Source organism: Cyclobacterium xiamenense, from assembly GCF_042140265.1.
GTDB lineage: Bacteria > Bacteroidota > Bacteroidia > Cytophagales > Cyclobacteriaceae > Cyclobacterium > Cyclobacterium xiamenense_A.
This window is the reverse complement of record NZ_CP159481.1, coordinates 2,802,867-2,820,652: the sequence shown is the minus strand read 5'-3', so window position 1 is coordinate 2,820,652 and position 17,786 is coordinate 2,802,867. Positions and strand designations below refer to the sequence as shown.

Annotated in this window: 17 protein-coding genes; 8 read left to right on the top strand and 9 right to left on the bottom strand. The window is 47.7% G+C overall.

Annotation, left to right across the window (positions count from 1 at the left end; genetic code table 11):
• Positions 1-4 precede the first annotated feature (4 nt).
• Both ABWH99_RS11785 and ABWH99_RS11780 read left to right on the top strand, forming a co-directional pair.
• Positions 5-1,465 carry a hypothetical protein gene (locus ABWH99_RS11785; RefSeq protein ID WP_375586475.1) on the top strand — a complete coding sequence of 487 codons (1,461 nt, stop codon included), beginning with the start codon at positions 5-7 and terminating at the stop codon, positions 1,463-1,465.
• Between the two features lie 3 nt (positions 1,466-1,468).
• A complete protein-coding gene (locus tag ABWH99_RS11780; RefSeq protein WP_375586474.1) occupies positions 1,469-2,062 on the top strand; it encodes an NTP transferase domain-containing protein in 594 nt (197 codons plus the stop codon).
• Here ABWH99_RS11780 and ABWH99_RS11775 read toward each other — a convergent pair.
• The 3 genes from ABWH99_RS11775 to ABWH99_RS11765 form a co-directional block, all read right to left on the bottom strand.
• Positions 2,059-3,381 carry a sugar MFS transporter gene (locus tag ABWH99_RS11775; protein ID WP_375586473.1) on the bottom strand — a complete coding sequence of 441 codons (1,323 nt, stop codon included), beginning with the start codon at positions 3,379-3,381 and terminating at the stop codon, positions 2,059-2,061. The genes ABWH99_RS11780 and ABWH99_RS11775 overlap by 4 nt on opposite strands.
• A gap of 12 nt (positions 3,382-3,393) precedes the next feature.
• Positions 3,394-4,149 (bottom strand): glucosamine-6-phosphate deaminase, encoded by a 756-nt coding sequence (locus ABWH99_RS11770; RefSeq protein ID WP_375586472.1) that lies wholly within the window; start codon positions 4,147-4,149, stop codon positions 3,394-3,396.
• Positions 4,150-4,251: 102 nt separating this feature from the next.
• Entirely contained in the window at positions 4,252-5,655 is a 1,404-nt protein-coding gene (locus ABWH99_RS11765; RefSeq protein WP_375586471.1) for a Gfo/Idh/MocA family protein, read from the bottom strand.
• A gap of 171 nt (positions 5,656-5,826) precedes the next feature.
• On the opposite strand from ABWH99_RS11765, the gene ABWH99_RS11760 reads away from it, so the two are divergent.
• Positions 5,827-6,993, top strand: a complete 1,167-nt coding sequence (locus ABWH99_RS11760) for an acyltransferase family protein (protein WP_375586470.1) — start codon at positions 5,827-5,829, stop codon at positions 6,991-6,993.
• Here ABWH99_RS11760 and ABWH99_RS11755 read toward each other — a convergent pair.
• Complete coding sequence (locus tag ABWH99_RS11755) at positions 6,990-7,463, bottom strand: GAF domain-containing protein (protein ID WP_375586469.1); 474 nt, start codon at positions 7,461-7,463, stop codon at positions 6,990-6,992. The genes ABWH99_RS11760 and ABWH99_RS11755 overlap by 4 nt on opposite strands.
• 108 nt (positions 7,464-7,571) lie before the next feature.
• Between ABWH99_RS11755 and ABWH99_RS11750 the strand changes: the two genes are divergently transcribed.
• Positions 7,572-8,297: a 16S rRNA (uracil(1498)-N(3))-methyltransferase gene (locus tag ABWH99_RS11750; RefSeq protein ID WP_375586468.1), complete on the top strand. Its 726-nt coding sequence runs from the start codon at positions 7,572-7,574 to the stop codon at positions 8,295-8,297.
• 172 nt (positions 8,298-8,469) lie between these two features.
• Here the strand turns inward: ABWH99_RS11750 and kdsB are convergent, their stop codons facing one another.
• The gene (gene kdsB, locus ABWH99_RS11745; RefSeq protein WP_375586467.1) at positions 8,470-9,207 is read right to left on the bottom strand and encodes a 3-deoxy-manno-octulosonate cytidylyltransferase; all 738 of its coding nucleotides are present in this window, start codon (positions 9,205-9,207) and stop codon (positions 8,470-8,472) included.
• 176 nt (positions 9,208-9,383) lie between these two features.
• Here kdsB and ABWH99_RS11740 point away from each other — a divergent pair, with 176 nt between their 5' ends.
• The 3 genes from ABWH99_RS11740 to ABWH99_RS11730 all read left to right on the top strand — a co-directional run bounded on the left by ABWH99_RS11740 (position 9,384) and on the right by ABWH99_RS11730 (position 12,603).
• The gene (locus tag ABWH99_RS11740) at positions 9,384-11,270 is read left to right on the top strand and encodes a CocE/NonD family hydrolase (RefSeq protein WP_375586466.1); all 1,887 of its coding nucleotides are present in this window, start codon (positions 9,384-9,386) and stop codon (positions 11,268-11,270) included.
• A gap of 90 nt (positions 11,271-11,360) precedes the next feature.
• Entirely contained in the window at positions 11,361-11,909 is a 549-nt protein-coding gene (locus tag ABWH99_RS11735; RefSeq protein ID WP_375586465.1) for a ferritin, read from the top strand.
• 160 nt (positions 11,910-12,069) lie between these two features.
• The gene (locus ABWH99_RS11730; protein WP_375586464.1) at positions 12,070-12,603 is read left to right on the top strand and encodes an META domain-containing protein; all 534 of its coding nucleotides are present in this window, start codon (positions 12,070-12,072) and stop codon (positions 12,601-12,603) included.
• 144 nt (positions 12,604-12,747) lie between these two features.
• Here the strand turns inward: ABWH99_RS11730 and pncA are convergent, their stop codons facing one another.
• Genes pncA through ABWH99_RS11715 form a run of 3 tightly spaced genes read right to left on the bottom strand, consistent with a single transcriptional unit; the run spans position 12,748 to position 15,734 of the window.
• On the bottom strand, positions 12,748-13,380 hold the full coding sequence (gene pncA / locus ABWH99_RS11725) for a bifunctional nicotinamidase/pyrazinamidase (RefSeq protein WP_375586463.1): 633 nt from the start codon (positions 13,378-13,380) through the stop codon (positions 12,748-12,750).
• Complete coding sequence (locus ABWH99_RS11720; protein WP_375586462.1) at positions 13,370-14,851, bottom strand: nicotinate phosphoribosyltransferase; 1,482 nt, start codon at positions 14,849-14,851, stop codon at positions 13,370-13,372. Before ABWH99_RS11720 ends, pncA begins: the two co-directional genes overlap by 11 nt.
• A gap of 58 nt (positions 14,852-14,909) precedes the next feature.
• A complete protein-coding gene (locus ABWH99_RS11715; RefSeq protein WP_375586571.1) occupies positions 14,910-15,734 on the bottom strand; it encodes a DMT family transporter in 825 nt (274 codons plus the stop codon).
• Positions 15,735-15,874: 140 nt separating this feature from the next.
• Between ABWH99_RS11715 and ABWH99_RS11710 the strand changes: the two genes are divergently transcribed.
• Positions 15,875-16,318, top strand: coding sequence for a peroxiredoxin (locus tag ABWH99_RS11710; RefSeq protein WP_375586461.1), 444 nt, complete (start codon positions 15,875-15,877; stop codon positions 16,316-16,318).
• Between the two features lie 38 nt (positions 16,319-16,356).
• On the opposite strand, the gene ABWH99_RS11705 is transcribed toward ABWH99_RS11710, so the two are convergent.
• A complete protein-coding gene (locus ABWH99_RS11705) occupies positions 16,357-17,700 on the bottom strand; it encodes a Gfo/Idh/MocA family protein (protein ID WP_375586460.1) in 1,344 nt (447 codons plus the stop codon).
• Between the last annotated feature and the right edge of the window lie 86 nt (positions 17,701-17,786).

Sequence of the window (17,786 nt, the reverse complement as noted above, 5' to 3'; positions counted from 1 at the left end):
TCGCATGAAACGAATCCATTCAGTACTGTTCTTGCTTTCGTTTGGCTGGCTGGTATCCTGCCAATACACCTTCCCGGAAGCACCCGTTTTAGCCCCGGATTCCGGAGAGGCTGATTTTACTAAAATGATTACGATAGGTAGTTCAATAACGGCAGGCGTAATGGACGGTGCCTTGTACAACCGGTCTCAACAAAACTCCTTTGCGGTTATCCTGGCAGAGCAGATGAAAGCTGCCGGAGGAGGCGCGTTCCATGTGCCCGATATAGATGCAGAAGTCGGTTCGTTTATACTGAGCCCCCCTGGACAAACCCTGGGCAGACTTATCCTACAGGTAAACGGAGGGTCAATTACACCTGCACCCATCGTTCCAGGCAATCCAATCACCCCCTTCACCGGAGACAAATCCAATCTGAATAATTTTGGCGTGAATGGGATTTCCCTGGCTGGTGCCTTGTTTCCGCAAGCCGGAGACAGTAACAATCCCAGCCATCCCCTGTTTAATCCACATTATGCGCGCTTCGCCAGCAATCCGGGCACGTCTACCTTAGTTGGCGACGCTGCGGCTGCAATGGCAGACGGTGGTACCTTTTTCGTATTTTGGTTGGGTAAAAACGACGTGCTTCCATTTGCTATTTCGGGTGGAGCGGTACCTGAATTACTGACCGATGACCAGGACTTTTTACAAGGCTACCAAACCGCATTGGGTGCCATGCTTCGGGCCAATCCAGAGGCAAAAGGAGCCGTCGGCAATATTCCAGACCTCAATGCACTACCCTTCTTCAGCACGGTACCCTGGAATGCCCTCCCGCTCTCTTCCGGGCTCGCCGCTCTGGCGAATGGAGCCTACACACAATACAATCAGGTGTTGGAAGGGGTGCAGGGATCCGGCCTACTCAGTGAATCGGAAAAGAACCTTCGCCAAATAAACTTTGAGGCTGGCGCAAATGGATTCGTCATCGAAGATAAAACACTAACCGACCTTCGGGAACTTGGGATTCCATCCATACGCCTTACCAACGCGCAGGATAAAATCAGCCTCAACGCCGCACAGGTGTTGGGACAGGTCGTGGGCGGCAATCCCCAGGCGATACAGGGCGTTACCATTCCATTGGGTGATTCTTTTGTTTTGCTACCTTCCGAGCAAGCCATGCTTGACGAGAAGATAACTACCTTTAATCAGATCATCCAATCGGCTGTGGCTGCGGAAACGGATCGATTGGTCCTTGTAGATGTGCGGGACCTGTTGAATCGGGTTGCCGAGGGCACGGTCAATGCGGCATCCGTTCCACTTACCAATTCCATAATCCCGCCAAATGGAGGTTTCTCTACCGATGGCGTTCACCCGAATGCCCGAGCCAATGCATTTCTGGCGAATCACTTCATCGAAGCGATCAACGAAAAATGGGGCAGTAGTATTCCGCTGGCAAATCCCAATGCCTACATGGGAAATGACCTTCCCCGGTAATCGGTGAGTACCGGTGTCATCATACTGGCTGCCGGAAATTCCAGCAGACTTGGAAGACCAAAACAATTGGTTGAATACCAGGGCGTATCCCTGCTTCAACAAACCCTGACAAAGGCCCTACATTTAAAATGTGGACCGGTAGTGGTTGTAGAGGGTGCCTACTCTTTTGAGCTGCCCGCAGAAGACGGTCTAACCACCGTGCAAAATGCGCATTGGCAAAAAGGAATGGGAAGTTCTATAAAAACCGGATTGAACGAACTGGAAACCGATGCCTCCGTCCGACAAGTATTGATCCTGTTATCCGATCAGCCCCTGATTCCAATTGACCATCTAAAGGCGATGTTGGCAAAAAAAGAGCAGACACCGTACCCCATGATCGCGACGTTTTACAAGAATTCCTACGGAGTTCCTGCACTTTTTGACCGGGCCTGTTTTCCCGATTTGCATCAACTGGAGGATGGACAGGGAGCCAAACAACTGTTTCAGGCAAACCCGGATGCAATTGGCGGCGTACCGTTAGATGCGGCAAGGATAGACATAGACACACCCGCAGATGTGCAGGCCCTCAACCAATCAAATTGGAAACATTTCGATTAAGCCTTGCTCCATTTCCGGATACGGTAGCCTTTAAAGGCGTAAAACATGAGGTACAGGTAGCAGGGAACCAAAACCCAGTACGCTTCCCGCAATCCAATGGTGTCAGCCAGGTACCCATACACCATGGGCAAGATGGCATTGCCGCAAAGACCCATGATCAAGATGGATGCTCCCAATTTGGTGAATTTCCCAAGTCCATCCAACGCAAGGGGCCAGATTCCTGCCCACACAAGCGAGTTGGCCAGGCCCAGCAACACGACAAACCAAATGGAAACGTCCACCTGCATGCCCAGGAAAGAAACGTCTCCTCCCAAACCAAGGATGCCTACTGTAAACAGTAGCCCCATGCTGGTAAAGGATTTGAGGACCGTTACCTGGGAGAGGTACCTGGGAATCACGATGATTCCAAAAATATAGCCTGCGATCATCGCTGCCAAGGTATAGGAAGGAAATACCTTAGCGTCCAGCAAGGATATGTCCATGGAAATGGCATAGCTCATGATGGTATCAATGGCGATCACCTGTGTACCAACATGCAGAAAAATCGCCAGGGCACCGAGTATCAAATGCGGAAATTGAAGAATATAGGATTTGCTGGCATTCGCTTGAGAGACGGCTTCGCTTTCGTTTTCCGTATTGATCTCCGGCAGGGGGGAAATGCGAACCAAGATCCCCAAAAGCACCAAAACAGCTCCTACGACAGCATAAGGAACCATCACCCTTCGTACCAATTCATCAAGAAACTGATCTTTTTCCCCAACCTCCATCATGGGCAATTGGGAAATAATCTGATCGTCAGAAACCCGAAGAATAACTGCAGCAAAGATCAACGGTGCTAAAATCCCGGCTCCTTTGTTCAGTATTCCCATGATGCTGATTCGCTGGGCAGCACTGTCCTGTGGTCCCAGAATAGTAATGTAGGGATTGGCAGCCGTCTGCAATACCGCCAACCCGGCACCAATCAAAAACAGGCCAAGCAGAAATAACTCGTAGGTTCTACCCATCGCCGCCGGCAGAAAGACAAATGCCCCCAATGCCATTACCCAAAATCCCACCATCATTCCTTTCTTAAAACCTACAGCTTTCAGCAAGTAGGAAGCCGGAACGGAGAAAATAAAGTAGGAGATGTAAAACGCGAACGCGACCAGGTAGGACTGAAAGTTATTCAGTTCACAGGCAATTTTGAAATACGGAATCAAAATGGCATTTACCCAGGATACGAATCCGAAAATAAAAAACAGGCCGCCGATAATCGCGATGGATTGATACGTTTGTCTCGGGCTTAAGGCTCCTACTTCGACAGTTTGGGTTTTGGGCATGACAGGTATCGGCTACTCGCTTAGGGCGGTGGAAGAAGGTAAAAGGGAGGCAGAGGCCTCGTCCAGATACAAGGAACAATCCGGATGCTGCTGCAAAATACTTGCAGGAAATCTTGGATCCGGGTCATTTTCCAGACAAGCTTTTACCGCAGCTGCCTTTCGGGAATCCGGTACCGAACAAATGATTTTCTTTGCCTTAATTATTTGGCGAACAGACATGCTGATGGCTTGCTGCGGCACGGCCTCCAAATCGGGAAACCAGCCCTCGCCAAGTTGCTGTTTTCGGCAAGCTTCGTCCAGGTCTACCACCAGGTAAGGCGTTTCCGTTTCAAAATCGGCCGGGGGATCGTTAAAGGCAAGGTGTCCATTTTCTCCGATTCCCACCAAGGCAACGTCTATCGGGTTTTTTTGAATCAGTTCCCCCAGTCGTTTTGTTTCCGCATCGGGATCCTTTTCCCCATCAATAAGGTAATAGGCTTTGAGACCGGGCACCTGATCCAAAAATCGCTCTTTCAGGTATTTTCTAAAACTGGCGGGATGGCTCATCGGCAATCCGAGGTATTCGTCCAGGTGAAACATCGTGACCTTTGACCAATCGATATCTTTGTGTTCCAAAAGCTCTCTAAGCGTTTCAAATTGACTGGTACCGGTAGCAAGGATAATGTTAGCCGCTCCGCGGGATTTGATTGCAGATCGAATCGCTTCGGCAGCATGCGCACCGGCGACATTTCCCAGGGCTTCCGGGTCTTTGCGTTTATAAATCTTCATTCAAACAAATTATAATGTAACCAAAGCTTCAAAATGGCGGAAAAATCATGGATTTCCAAATAGATAACGGTGATTGGAGATTATTTCCTTTCAACCGGAAAATCATACGGCGAGGATTTGGGTCGTCCCTCCCTTGGTCAATTCTACATCTACCGGTGTATTTTGCTTCCAGGCTCCTCGGGTAAAATCGGGTACGTCTATCGCTCCACTCCTATTGGCTACCGACCATTCGCTAAGCGGGCCGATGGAACTCCAGGCAGCTGCGTCGTATACGTCCATATCCAGAGGGATGCCGTTTCGCAGGCAATCAATCATTCGCCAGTCCATTAAGAAATCCATTCCGCCATGCCCGCCGATTTGCCGGGCCAATTCCCCAATTTTCTTTACGATGGGCGGTTGGAAGTTTTCCTCCAATTCCTCCATGGCTTCGGACGACAACCAACCCTCGTGTCCTTCTGAAATTTTCCCAGGCAAGGGGTATTTTTGCGCGTAGGCTTTTGTCCCGCTGATCGTGTGTAAGCGAGAATAAGGCCTGGGTGAAGTCACATCGTGCTGCAAAAGGATGGTTCTTCCAAGCTGTGTTTTAATGGTGGTCGTATTCATGTTGCCCCGGTAGCTTTTTCCAGCAAATTGCTGGTAAAATGCGTCCCTTTCTGCGAGCTCCTTCGCCATTTTTCCCATCATGAAATCCCGGCTGGATACCGAAACCAGATAGTCCATCTGATCCCCCCGGTTGATATTCATGATTTGGGCGACCGGACCCAAACCATGGGTGGGGTAAAGGCTTCCATTGCGCATGTTTTGCTTGAGACGCCACATGTCATAATACTTGGTTTTTGAGAAATTCCCCTCCAGAATGTCGTGGATATAGGCCCCTTCACCGTGGATAATCTCTCCGAAATACCCCTGTCTGGCCAGATTTAAGGTCAGTAGCTCGAAAAAATCATAACAGGTATTTTCAAGCATCATGCAATGTTTACGGGTGTTTTCGGAAACCTCTACCAGCTGCCAGCATTCCTCCAGCGTCAGGGCTGCTGGCACCTCTGTCGCCGCATGTTTTCCCTGCTCCATGGCATATACAGCCATGGGCGTATGCAAGTACCAGGGAGTGGCGATGTAAATCAAATCCAAATCTTCCCGCTCACACATTTGCTTCCAGGCATTTTCTGAGCCTGTATAGGTGGCAGGTTCGTGGTTGGTATTTTCCAAAAGCTTCGTTACATGACTGATTCTTTCGGGGCGTATGTCGCATAGCGCCTTAATGGCTACGCCTTCGATTTTACTCATCCGTACTACCGCTCCCGGTCCCCGGTTTCCCAGTCCTACGAAACCAATGCGCACGGTATCCAGCGCGGGAGCGGCGTATCCACTCATATTGAAGTTCGCCGGTCTTCTACTGGCCTTTGGTGTATTTGTCGCACCGGTAGCGTCTGAGGACCAGCCCGATAACACCGAGAGTCCTGCCAAACTACCTAGTTTCAGAAAGTTTCTTCGATTATTTTTCATACCCTTTATTTGTCGTTGATTTGCATTTTTCGTTTACCTGTCTCCATTTTTTTCGAAGAGGCAGAAATTAAAAATACTTTTAAATTCCAAATAAATAAAATAAATTGGAAGGATTCCATCCGAACATGGGATAAACGGATAAAAAACCACCATTCACCTAATATCGTAATCATGAGTATATCGTCTTCCAGCGAGACCCGAAAAGATCCGGAAATAGGTTCTCCGGTCTCCGCTGCTCCTAATGCATCCAAACGTTTGCTATCGATCGACGCCCTTCGGGGATTTGACATGCTGCTAATTGCGGGAGGAGGAACTTTCCTGGTCCTACTTAAAGGAAAAACAGGAATTGGTGCCATTGATTGGATTGCCAATCAACTTACGCACCCGGCTTGGGATGGCTTTACCTTTTATGATTTTATTTTTCCCTTGTTTCTGTTTATCGCGGGTGTATCCCTAACCTTTTCGCTAAATAAAGGAAAGTCCCTCGGCCTTTCCAAGCCTACCCTTTACCGAAAAACCTTTGTCAGAATGATCGTTTTGATCCTCTTGGGTATGCTGTACAAAAATGCTCCTGTTCCCTTCTTTGAACCCTCCCAAATCCGACTGGGGAGTGTTTTGGGAAGAATCGGGCTGGCCACCTTTGTAGCTACCTGGTTTTACTTAAACATGGATTTTTACAAAAGACTAGCCTCTGGTATGACGATTTTGCTGCTTTATTACGCGGCCCTGTACCTAATACCCGTACCCGGGTACGGCGCTGGAGACCTGAGTTTTGAAGGAAATCTGGTTGGATGGTTTGACCGGACGTTTCTTCCCGGCCGATTGCATCAGGTCACCTATGATGAATTGGGACTATTGACCCAATTCCCGGCGCTGTGCCTGACTCTTTTCGGAACCCTTGCTGGCGAAATTATCGGAAAAGCCTGGCTAGATAAGCGAAAAGGAAGCTATCTGGCCATCGGAGGAGTAGCGGGTATCGCACTTGGGCTACTTTGGGGTCTGCATTTCCCCATTAACAAGCACCTTTGGTCGAGTTCCTTCATTCTGTTGACTACAGGAATGGCCTTTTTGTTTCTCCTGGCCTTCTATTGGGTCATCGACGTATGGAAAATCAGAAAGTGGGCCTTCTTTTTCCAGGTGATCGGCTTGAACTCGCTGACCATCTACTTTGCCTATAGCTTCATTGACTTCGGATTTACCAGCCGAAAACTATTCTATGGGCTGTACACCCCGTTACCGGAGGAATGGCACGCTGTTTTTCAGGCATTTGGAGCATTCCTTTTGGTTTGGATATTCCTTTACATCTTGTACCGACTGAAACTATTTGTGAAAGTCTAGCGAGCCGTTACCTGGATTTGGTGCAATGCCATCGCTGCGGCAATGCTCATCAGCGTGTCGGATTCCTCTGAGGTAAATTCGTAGGGGTCTTTCTTGGCAATACCCAAGGTACCGTAGAGTTTGCCCTGCCAAAGCATGGGGGCGGTAATGGCCCCCTCCACTTTGGTGTCTTTGGCGCCCGGCCGCACCACTCCTGAATCGTCCGTCTGCAGGTTGCAAACCTGCACCGCCTCTTTGCGCTCCGCTGCAATGCCGGCCATTCCTTTTCCTATCGGTATGCGGCTCATTTTCGGCAGCAAAAAATCAGGAATTCCCTGCATGGCTTTTAATTCCAACTCCTGGGAACGCTGATCCAGTACGTGCAAGGTACCGGTGACACAATCAAATATTGAGAGCGTATCTTCCAACCAAACTTGCCAATTGGACTCCCGGGCGTTCTTTATGGATTCGATAAAGTTTTGTGTGTTCATGGATATCGTTTATTAAGCGTTCTCACCTACTAGTTTCTACAATTATAGGGAATTTCTTCCTTCCATTTGCCCGGAATTTCATAATTTCGACAAACAATAACGAAAGGGATGCAGCTTTTTTTTGAGGAAAACATCAACGGTGAAACCTTTGACCTTGGGGAAAAGGAATCCCACCATCTGGTAAAGGTATTGAGAAAAAACAGCGGAGACACCGTGCTCTTTACCAATGGAAAAGGGTCTTTTTTCACCTGCATGATGGAAAGCAATCATCCCAAAAAATGCCGGCTGAAAATCATCGAACAGGAATTCAGTCCCCCCGAAAAATTCCATGTGCACCTGGCCATTGCGCCTACCAAAAATTCGGATCGGATCGAATGGATGCTGGAAAAAATTACCGAAGTTGGCTTCAACGAAATCACCTTTCTAAAAACCACCCATATCGAACGAAGTCAGCTAAATCTCGAACGACTTTCTAAAAAGCTGGTTGCCGCCTGCAAGCAAAGCTTTAAGGCCTGGCTACCAAAGATGAATGAGATGAGGTCCTTTGAGGAGTTTGTATCGGATAAAGCTTTCGAAACCTACGATCGGTACATCGCCTACCTGGGTAAGGAAAATACCAGTCACCTGGCGGAGTTGGCAACTTCTGGTCGCTCTTACCTGGTCCTGATTGGACCCGAAGGGGATTTCAGCCCGGGAGAAATCCGTCTGGCGCTGGAAATGGGCTACAGAGCCTGCTCTTTGGGAAAACACCGCTTACGAACCGAAACCGCCGGACTGGTCGCCGTACATACGCTACAGCTGGTAAACGTCATCCATGATCAAGCGCAGCGGTAGCAGAGGGAAACCCATTTTCAACAACACTGGGTTTTACGATCCCATACAGCTGACTAGTTCAATCTGGACAATGGAGAGGAGCTAAAAAAACGAACAGCACCTCCCCATTTGGCTGTAAAAAATGAAGGGCATCTAACGAGGGGGTATGGCCCTGTCAAAAAAGACGTTATCTTCAATAGGAAGGGTCTATGGAGTCGTAATAGTGTAGGGCACGATCCAAATCCTCGGGTACGTCGATCGCGAGGGCCTGATGATGGGTCTCGACCATCTTTATCGCATATCCATTTTCCAGCAAACGCAACTGTTCCAGCATCTCCACTTTCTCCAGCGCTGATTTTTCCCATGAAGTAAATTTCATCAATAGCGATTTCTTGTACGCATAGATTCCTATATGCCTGTAGTAGTCCACGCTACTTTCCTCGTTTCGTTGAAAGGGAATGGGCGAACGACTAAAATAGAGGGCAAAGTTCCGGGCGTCGGTGACCACCTTTACAAGATTTGGATTTTGCACCTGTTTCGTATCGGAAATCCGTGCCATCAGCGAGGCTACCGCGACCTCTTCATCCGCAAAGGCCGCCACCAAATCGGAGAGGGATTTTTTATCCTGGAAGGGCTCGTCGCCCTGAACGTTTACGATAAGATCCGCTTCCAGGGACGCGGCAGCCTCGGCAATCCGATCCGAGCCGCTTTCGTGCTCCCGGAGACTTCGGTACACCTGCCCTCCCTCCTGCTCTATGGCCTGGGCAATGTCCGGATGGTCAGTGACCACGCACACTTCGTCAAACACTCCCGTGGCCAGGGTGCTGAGATAGGTACGGGCGATCAACGGCTTTCCCCTCAAATCAACCAGCAGCTTGCCTGGAAAGCGGGTGGCTCCAAATCTTGCGGGAATTAATGCGACGGTCTTCATTTATTCGATTTACTATTTTAACTTTAACCGTGAAGCGGATTTGCCTTCTTTTTTCAAGCCAGATCCATTTTACGGAAAAAAGGTTAAGCAAAACTAATCAATTTTAATCCAATTGAAATTCTAACTTTTTAAAAAAGGATGCGTTTCTATTTGGATGCGTGAAAACAATTAAAAATATGAGACATACACTTACAAAAACATTCCTGTTGGGCGCGTGGATGCTATTTTCCTTGTCGTTTTCTCAGGCGCAAGACGAAGACTACGTACGGGAAAATTACGTGAAGGCCGAATACGACATCCCGATGCGGGATGGGGTTAAACTCCGCACGGTGGTATACAGCCCCAAAGATAGCTCGGTAACCTACCCCTTTCTGATGCAGCGGACTCCCTATAATGCGGGACCCTATGGTGAAGGAACCATGCGGAACGCATTGGGCCCCTCTTCCTTTTTGATGAAAGATGGCTATATTTTTGTCTACCAGGATGTACGTGGGAGGTGGATGTCAGAAGGTTCCTACGACAACATGCGGCCCACAATAGGGGAAAGAACGGGAGATCCCACCGAGATAGACGAAAGTACAGATACCTACGATACAATCGAATGGTTACTCGAAAATGTCAGTAACCATAACGGAAAGGTCGGACAGTGGGGAATCAGCTATCCAGGTTTTTACAGTGCAGCGGCCCTGCCCTACGCCCATCCAAACCTGATAGCCGTCTCTCCGCAAGCACCGATTGGTGATTTTTATTTTGACGATTTTCACCACAATGGCGCCTATTTCTTAAGTTACTGGTTGGCCACCTCCGTTTTTGGATACCAAAAAGAGGGCCCCACAGACGAGGCATGGTACGAAATGGTCAATCCCGGCACCAATGACGGATATCAGTTTTTTATGGATATGGGTTCGCTAAAGAATGCAGACAAATATTATGGGGAAGACAATTTCTTTTGGCAGCAACTAAAATCCAATCCGGATTACAATGAATTCTGGCAAAAAAGGAGTATCATTCCGCATTTGAGCGACGTTAAACCGGCGGTGATGGTCGTAGGTGGCTGGTTTGATGCCGAGGATTTGTACGGTCCCTTAACCATTTACAAAACCATCGAAAAAAACAATCCAAACACCTACAATACCTTGGTAATGGGTCCCTGGTCCCACGGGGATTGGTCCCGTGAACGCGGTTATCAGACCGTTTCAAACATGTATTTCGGAGATTCCATTTCTACCTGGTACCAAAAAGAGGTTGAACATGCGTTTTTCACGCATTTTCTAAAAGGCGAAGGGAATGGCAATACGCAGCTTCCGGAAGCCTATGTATTCAATACGGGCACCAACGAATGGGGGCAATTTGAAAGCTGGCCGCCAAAAGAAAGCCGGTGGGAAAGCTTTTACCTGCAGGAAAACGGCGGCTTATCAAAGGACCTACCGCAGGGAAACCGCTTTTCTTCCTTCGAGTCCGACCCAGCCAATCCAGTACCTTATACACAGGATATCAAACTTACGTTTACTCCTCGAAAATACATGGCCGACGACCAGCGGTTTGCTGCCAGAAGACCGGACGTGCTTACCTTTGAAACGCCCGTGCTGGAAGAAGACCTGACACTGGCAGGTGAGATAGTCGCTCAGCTCAAGGTAGCCACATCTCAGACAGATGCCGATTGGATTGTCAAAGTAATTGACGTCTTTCCTGGCGACTATCCCAACCACCAATACGTTCTGGACGGTGTGGACATGGGAAATTACCACCTGATGGTCCGATCTGAGGTCATCCGTGGTAGGTACAGAGAAAGTTTTTCTGAGCCCAAACCCTTTGTACCCGATCAGATTACGGAAGTGGATTTTCAACTTCAGGATATTTACCATACCTTTAAGAAAGGTCATAAGTTACAGATCCAGATTCAGAGTACCTGGTTTCCACTGATCGATCGAAATCCGCAAAAATACGTACCCAATATATTCGAAGCGGAGGACAGTGACTTCGTCAAAGCGGTTCATAAAGTATTTCATACGAAAGACTTTCCCAGTAAAATCAACCTGATGGTACTGTCTTCGGAAAAATAGAAGCGAGCTTTTGGTTCAATTTTGGCGAAAAACCCGTACACAGTTTGGAAAAATTGCTATTTTGTAATCGATAAAACAGAAAATATCCCTATGAAAACGACAGAAAAAGAAATCGTCACCTTAAAAAGGTCCTTACTAATCGACACCGAAAATAAGCTCAACAAGCAGGTTGAGATGGAGGGAAAATCTTCTGCCTACTACCTGTCCATGGCCTCCTGGGCAGACATGCAGGGGTTTACCAATTCTGCACGATTCCTGTACGATCATGCCGAGGAAGAACGAGGGCACATGTTGAAGCTATTTCGCTACATCAACGAAGCTGGAGGGCATGCCATTCAACCGGAAATAACGTCCATACGCCAGCACTTTAACTCTCTTCGTGAGGTTTTTGAATTAATTCTGGAACACGAAATTGAGGTTACTAAATCAATCAACACCATTGTAGATCATTGTTTTAACGTGAAGGACTTTGCTACCTTTAGTTTTATGCAGTGGTACGTTACCGAACAACGAGAAGAGGAAACACTGGCAAGAAGGGCCCTTGAGATATTTGATATCATTGGCGAGGAAGGTATTGGTCTTTGGACCATCGATCAGGAACTTGGCAAACTACACGCTACGACTGAGGGTCAAACCTGATTTTCCTGCGAATTCAGCAATAGACCCTTTAGGGAATTTCTTCCTAAAGGGTCTTTCTTTTTTTACCATACGGTATTGGGTGTCTGGCTTAATTTTTGACCAATTCTTTTTAATCTTCTCAATTTATTGGTATATTTCACTTAACAAGAACCCGATAACCATGAAAAAAATATTCCCTATATGGATGGTATTGTTTTCAACATTGGCAGGCCTGGGATTTGCTCAGATTCCGGATATCGTAGAAGTTGAGCCCTTTCCCGAGCGCTCACAAAAAACCACCTCCCAAAAAGATCTCGAAGGACTTTGGGAATTGAGCTACATCTACGATAAATTCAAGCCTTTTGACGAACTATTCCCCGACAAGAAGCCCACACTTTATTTCGACACGGTGAACAAGACCGCGGTAGGCCATACCGGCTGCAACATTTTCAGCATTCTTACCTATTTGGAAGGTAACGGGATTGATGTACTGGGATTTATGGGCATGACGGAAAAGTGGTGCGAAGGGGATGGTGAAGATATTTTTTTGACTGTACTCAAAGCTGCGCACACCTACAAGATTGATGAGGAGGGGACACTCTCCTTCTCCTGTGGCAGCCTGGAAATCATGAAAATGAGGAAATTGGATGATAGCCAAAGCCACCCGCACGCAATCCCAAAGATTTTGGCCTTGAACGGTCTTCAGGTATTTTGAAGTACCCGGAAGATTGATCCGCCAGCATTGCCGGAAAAAAGGCCCGATTGGAACAGGAAGCACCTACGCTCATCTGCCGGCGGCGTTGGGGCCGGTAGTTGAGGTAGCATGAAGTCAATGGTTTAAGCTTTTATTCGCGGTCAATCAGGCCAATTCTGTCGAGGCTATCACCTTCGCCCCTGCATTTTTCATTTCCTGAAGCGCGTTTGCGGTGTCTTCGGGTGAAAGATTCACTCCCTTCGTAGCATCCGCTATCAAAATGGTTGTGAAGCCAAGCGAAACCGAGTCCAACACCGTAAATTTAACGCAGTAGTCTGCTGCAAGTCCAACGATGAATACCTGCTCGATGCCATTTTCACGAAGGCAGGACCCGAGTCCGGTATCTCCCTGCCGATTGTTATCAAAAAAACCGCTATAGGAATCTACCCGAGGATGCGTACCTTTTCGGATAACCTTTCGCCAGGTATGGGTCTGTAAATCCCGGTGAAATTCCGCTCCATGGGATCCCTGTACACAGTGAACCGGCCATAACACCTGCCTGAGTCCATCCAGATCGATAACCTCTCCCGCCGTTTTTCCAGGATGGTTGGCGGCAAAGCTCGCATGATTGGCAGGATGCCAGTCTTGTGTAGCCACCACAAAATCAAACTGCTGCTGCAGACCATTGACAATGGGGATGATACGATCTCCCTCGACTACGGGCAATGCTCCTCCTGGTAAAAAATCGTACTGTAGGTCTACAATGACCAATGCACTCGTTTTTTGATCAATCTCCATTGTCTAGCGATTTCAATTTTAAAACCAAAGATGTTCGGAATTCATACAGGCCCGCCTCCAATCCCACCGGGTATATGTGGGGATTAATCAGCCGCTTGTGGGTTTTATCAAAAGTGGCTAATCGGCTTTGGGCCCGCTCCCGGATCTGATGAATGCTGGGGCGCTGGTATACTTTTCTGCCCTTCTCAAAGATCGGTTTCAACAAGACTTCCGCCTCGGCATGTTCGACCGAGATTTTCTTTCTGCGGGTTGGATCGATGGGATCAATGATGGTGACTACGTTTCCGTACCTAAGCCCCTCCAGATAAATCATGTCTGCCATGGCTTTTCCCTTGGCTGTAAACCGCATTACATTATGGTATCCGGGGATATTAATTTTTATTGACTGCTGGGAAAGTTTGATTTTTGGCACCCATTCCCCTTGTTTATTTTTCAACGCAGATAGTTTGTATACAGCGCCAAGGGCTGGTTGCTCATAGGCAGTGACGAGTTTTGTTCCAACCCCCCAAATGTCAATGGATGCTTCCTGCATTTTAAGCGAGGTGATGATGTGTTCGTCCAGATCATTGCTCGCTACTATTTTAACTTCAGGAAAACCTGCCTGGTTCAACATTTCCCGAGCCAGATTACTGAAGTAAGCCAAATCTCCCGAGTCGATGCGTATTCCCTTCAGCTGCTTTCCGTTTTGTTGTAGCTTTTTGGCTATTGTGATGGCATTTTTCACGCCCTGAATGATGTCGTAGGTATCCACCAAGAGAACGGTATTGTCTGGAAAGGTCTCGGCATACGCCTCAAATGCAGCCATTTCGCTATCGAAGGACATGATCCAGCTATGCGCATGGGTTCCCGAAAGCGGAATATCGAACAGCTTGGCCGCCATGACATTGGAAGTAGAGGTGCATCCACCAATGTAGGAAGCCCTACTCGCCGCCAGTGCTCCATCAATTCCCTGTGCCCTTCGCAGGCCAAATTCCATGACAGGGTCACCGTTAGCCGCAAGTACGATGCGGGATGCTTTTGTAGCAATCAGCGTTTGAAAATTGATAATGTTCAACAAGGGAGTCTCCAAAAGCTGACATTGAATCAAGGGGCCCCTTACCCGGACCATGGGCATGTTTGGAAATACCACCTCGCCTTCTTCCACCGCATCGATGTCACAGCTAAAATTCATGTTCCGCAAGTAATCGATAAATCCGGGCGCGAAAACCCGCTGCCCATTGCTATCTACCCGATCTGCCAAAAATTCCAAATCTTTGTCGGCAAACGTCATATTTCGACAATAATCAATGATGTAGTCGAGGCCCGCAGCCACGGTAAACCCGCTTTGGAAGGGGTTTTTCCTAAAAAAAAGGTTGAAAATTGCTTCCTCCTCCGCCTTTCCAGCCTTCCAATAGGCGTAGGCCATGGTGAACTGGTAGTAGTCCGTCAATAAAGTCAACGAACTTTGGTAAAGATCTTTGGTGATTTTCATAAAAGGCACAAATAAACCCCAAATTTACAGGATTCAATGGCTTATGCCACCGTTTATCCTATTTATTTGTAGCCGGAAACCGGGAGTGAAGAAAGTTTAGAATAACTCCGGAGAGCACCAATAACATGCCTCCATAGGTCCACAGATTGTAGGTCTCGTCGAAAAGTACAAAACCGAAGCCAAGCGCATAGATGATACCGACATAATTCAAGCTGGCTACTTTGGCAAGGTTTGCATTCTGGTACGCCATTGTCATGTAATACTGCGCAAACTGAGTCAAAATACCAATCAATAGCAGCAACCCCCAATCCCAACCTCGCGGTGAAACCCAAAAGAAATAGCTGACCAATCCAGCAATGGGAATGGTGACCAACGGGAAGTAAAAAACGATAACGAGGGGATGCTCGGTATTTTTTAATTTCCGGATGACATTGTAAGCAAGTCCGGAAAATAATGCGGAAACAATCCCTATCCCAAGAAACAACGGCTCGATTCGTGGGTCAAACCCTTCGATCATGAGCACCCCGGAAAAAGCCACGGCAAAATAAAAAAACTGAATCAGCCGCACCCGTTCCCTGACAATGAAAATCCCCAGTATACTCGTGAACACCGGCCCGAGGTACTGGATGGTAACGGCGCTTGCCAATGGAATGTGCTGCAAGGTGTAAAAAAAGGTGATCAATCCGATGGATCCGACAAACCCTCTTAGTATCAATAGTTTTTTGTTTTTCCCCAAAACGGGTACCTGCTGCTTCTTTAATAGCAAATAGCTAAATACGAAGCTGAAAATTGAGCGAAAAAGAATGATTTCGATGGCGGGAATGTGTGGCAAAAACTTGACCGTCACGTTCATTAGGGCGAAAAAAAATCCAGCCAGCAACATGTGCCGGGCGCTTTCGTTGCTCAAAACAAGTTGTTTAGGTGGGTTATAACTGAATGATTACAAGCCAAAACTAGTACATTTGATTCCGACACAAAAATTTTAAACTTATTTCCATTCATTTTGTTCTTTACCTAAAAATCATGGGATTAAAGATTGGACAAAAAGCGCCCGATTTCACCTTACCAAGCACCTCTGGTAAGTTGTTTTCACTTTCGAAGGATTTATCCGGAAAACCCTGCGTGATTTATTTTTACCCGAAAGACTTCACCGGCGGATGTACCGCCCAGGCCTGTGAGTTTCGGGATCAATTCGAAGAGTTTAGGGGTCTGGAGCTCCCGGTCATAGGCATCAGCAGAGATGACATACCCACCCACCAACGATTTAAGAAAGCCTACGATCTTCCGTTCGATCTGTTGTCCGACACCTCAGGAAAGGTATGTGCCTCCTACGATGCGTTAGTCCCACTGATTCGCATACCCAAGCGCATTACCTATTTGCTTGATGAAAACCATCACATAAAAGATTTCTTTCAAGACATGCTGGATGCAAAAGCGCATATAAAACGCATGTTGGAGAATTATTAACAAAAAAGGGGGATATTTCCCCCCTTATTGCTATCGGCTCATACATCAGGTAGCTTCCATCCATTATTGTAGTTCGCCCGCATCATTTTATTGGCCTTGTTGCTGGTAAATTGCCCTTTTTCAGCATCCCAGTAAATCTTCTCGCCTAGTTTATACGCAACGTTTCCCATGTGTGCATTGATTGCCGCAACTGAACCCGTTTTGACACCGCAGTTGAGCATGGATGCATCGTTTGCTTTGATGGCTTCTACAAAGTTTTTGCAATGTATGCGCTGGGCGTTGCCCTCTGGCTTCACCAATTCCATTGCCTCGATTTTCTCCTTCCGCTGGCCATTTACGTTTTCCGTTTCCGCAATGACTTTCCAACCGCCCCGATTCACCACCAGGGTGCCATTATTTCCTATAAAAGCGATGCCTTCGGTGGTACCATAGTTGCCGCCGTCAATGCCGGTAGCGTGTTCCCACAGCATGTTGAATCCATCGTATTCGTACACCGTCTGCAGGGTATCCGGCGTCTCCGATGCGTCATCCGGATAGGCCAACTTGCCTCCGGAAGCCATGATGGATTTGGGTGCGCTGACACCCATGGCATACAGGGCTATGTCAATTTCGTGCACACCCCAATCGGTCATCAGGCCTCCCGCATAGTCCCAAAACCAGCGAAAGTTAAAATGAAACCGATTGGGATTAAAAGGCCTTTCCGGAGCAGGACCCAACCACATTTTATAATCCACCCCGGCGGGTGCTTGTGCATTGGGCAGCACCGGTACCGGTTTCATCCAACCCTGGTATGCCCAGGTTTTCACCAGCCGAATGTTGCCCAGCTTTCCCGATTTGACCATTTCGATGGCCTGTGCGTACTGGGATCCACTACGCTGCCACTGACCAACTTGTACCAATTTACCGTACCGCTCCGTGGCTTTTACCATAAGGTTACATTCTTCGATACTGTTGGCAAGCGGTTTTTCTGTATAGGCATGTTTTCCGGCAGACAGGCTATCAACCAGGTTGAGGCAGTGCCAATGATCCGGGGTGCCAATGATTACAGCGTCGATAGTGGGGTCTTCCAGCATCTGTCGGTAGTCCTTGTATTGTTTCGGCTTCTTTCCCCGGAGCTTGTATACATCTTCTGTACGTTGGTCCAACACGTTTTGGTCCACGTCTGCCAGCCCGACACAATTTACTTCTGGGAGCAAAAGGTGGCTGTTCATGTTTGACCAGCCCATGCCCTTGCATCCAATGAGTCCAAAATTGATTTGGTCGTTTGCGCCGACCGAACGTTGTTTTTCACCCAAGGGAATGGCGGAGAGAGCCCCAGGAAGAGCGGAAATACCGGCAGTAGCCAGCAAGGAGCGTTGTATAAATTTTCGTCGTGTATTCATATGAATAGTATCTTTTTTTGTTGCCACCACTTTTTTCATGCCAATGATCAAGATCGGTTATACCGAACGCTATTTCAAAGCATCTC

What these genes read in the sequence shown, in the direction of transcription:
- ABWH99_RS11770 (WP_375586472.1), bottom strand. Translation starts at nt 4,149, where the DNA reads ATGAAGATTTATAAACGCAAAGACCCGGAAGCCCTGGGAAATGTCGCC.
- ABWH99_RS11750 (WP_375586468.1), top strand. Translation starts at nt 7,572, where the DNA reads ATGCAGCTTTTTTTTGAGGAAAACATCAACGGTGAAACCTTTGACCTT.
- ABWH99_RS11775 (WP_375586473.1), bottom strand. Translation starts at nt 3,381, where the DNA reads ATGCCCAAAACCCAAACTGTCGAAGTAGGAGCCTTAAGCCCGAGACAA.
- ABWH99_RS11765 (WP_375586471.1), bottom strand. Translation starts at nt 5,655, where the DNA reads ATGAAAAATAATCGAAGAAACTTTCTGAAACTAGGTAGTTTGGCAGGA.
- ABWH99_RS11735 (WP_375586465.1), top strand. Translation starts at nt 11,361, where the DNA reads ATGAAAACGACAGAAAAAGAAATCGTCACCTTAAAAAGGTCCTTACTA.
- ABWH99_RS11715 (WP_375586571.1), bottom strand. Translation starts at nt 15,734, where the DNA reads ATGTTGCTGGCTGGATTTTTTTTCGCCCTAATGAACGTGACGGTCAAG.
- ABWH99_RS11730 (WP_375586464.1), top strand. Translation starts at nt 12,070, where the DNA reads ATGAAAAAAATATTCCCTATATGGATGGTATTGTTTTCAACATTGGCA.
- ABWH99_RS11705 (WP_375586460.1), bottom strand. Translation starts at nt 17,700, where the DNA reads ATGAATACACGACGAAAATTTATACAACGCTCCTTGCTGGCTACTGCC.
- ABWH99_RS11760 (WP_375586470.1), top strand. Translation starts at nt 5,827, where the DNA reads ATGAGTATATCGTCTTCCAGCGAGACCCGAAAAGATCCGGAAATAGGT.
- ABWH99_RS11785 (WP_375586475.1), top strand. Translation starts at nt 5, where the DNA reads ATGAAACGAATCCATTCAGTACTGTTCTTGCTTTCGTTTGGCTGGCTG.
- ABWH99_RS11720 (WP_375586462.1), bottom strand. Translation starts at nt 14,851, where the DNA reads ATGAAAATCACCAAAGATCTTTACCAAAGTTCGTTGACTTTATTGACG.
- ABWH99_RS11710 (WP_375586461.1), top strand. Translation starts at nt 15,875, where the DNA reads ATGGGATTAAAGATTGGACAAAAAGCGCCCGATTTCACCTTACCAAGC.
- pncA (WP_375586463.1), bottom strand. Translation starts at nt 13,380, where the DNA reads ATGGAGATTGATCAAAAAACGAGTGCATTGGTCATTGTAGACCTACAG.
- ABWH99_RS11740 (WP_375586466.1), top strand. Translation starts at nt 9,384, where the DNA reads ATGAGACATACACTTACAAAAACATTCCTGTTGGGCGCGTGGATGCTA.
- ABWH99_RS11755 (WP_375586469.1), bottom strand. Translation starts at nt 7,463, where the DNA reads ATGAACACACAAAACTTTATCGAATCCATAAAGAACGCCCGGGAGTCC.
- kdsB (WP_375586467.1), bottom strand. Translation starts at nt 9,207, where the DNA reads ATGAAGACCGTCGCATTAATTCCCGCAAGATTTGGAGCCACCCGCTTT.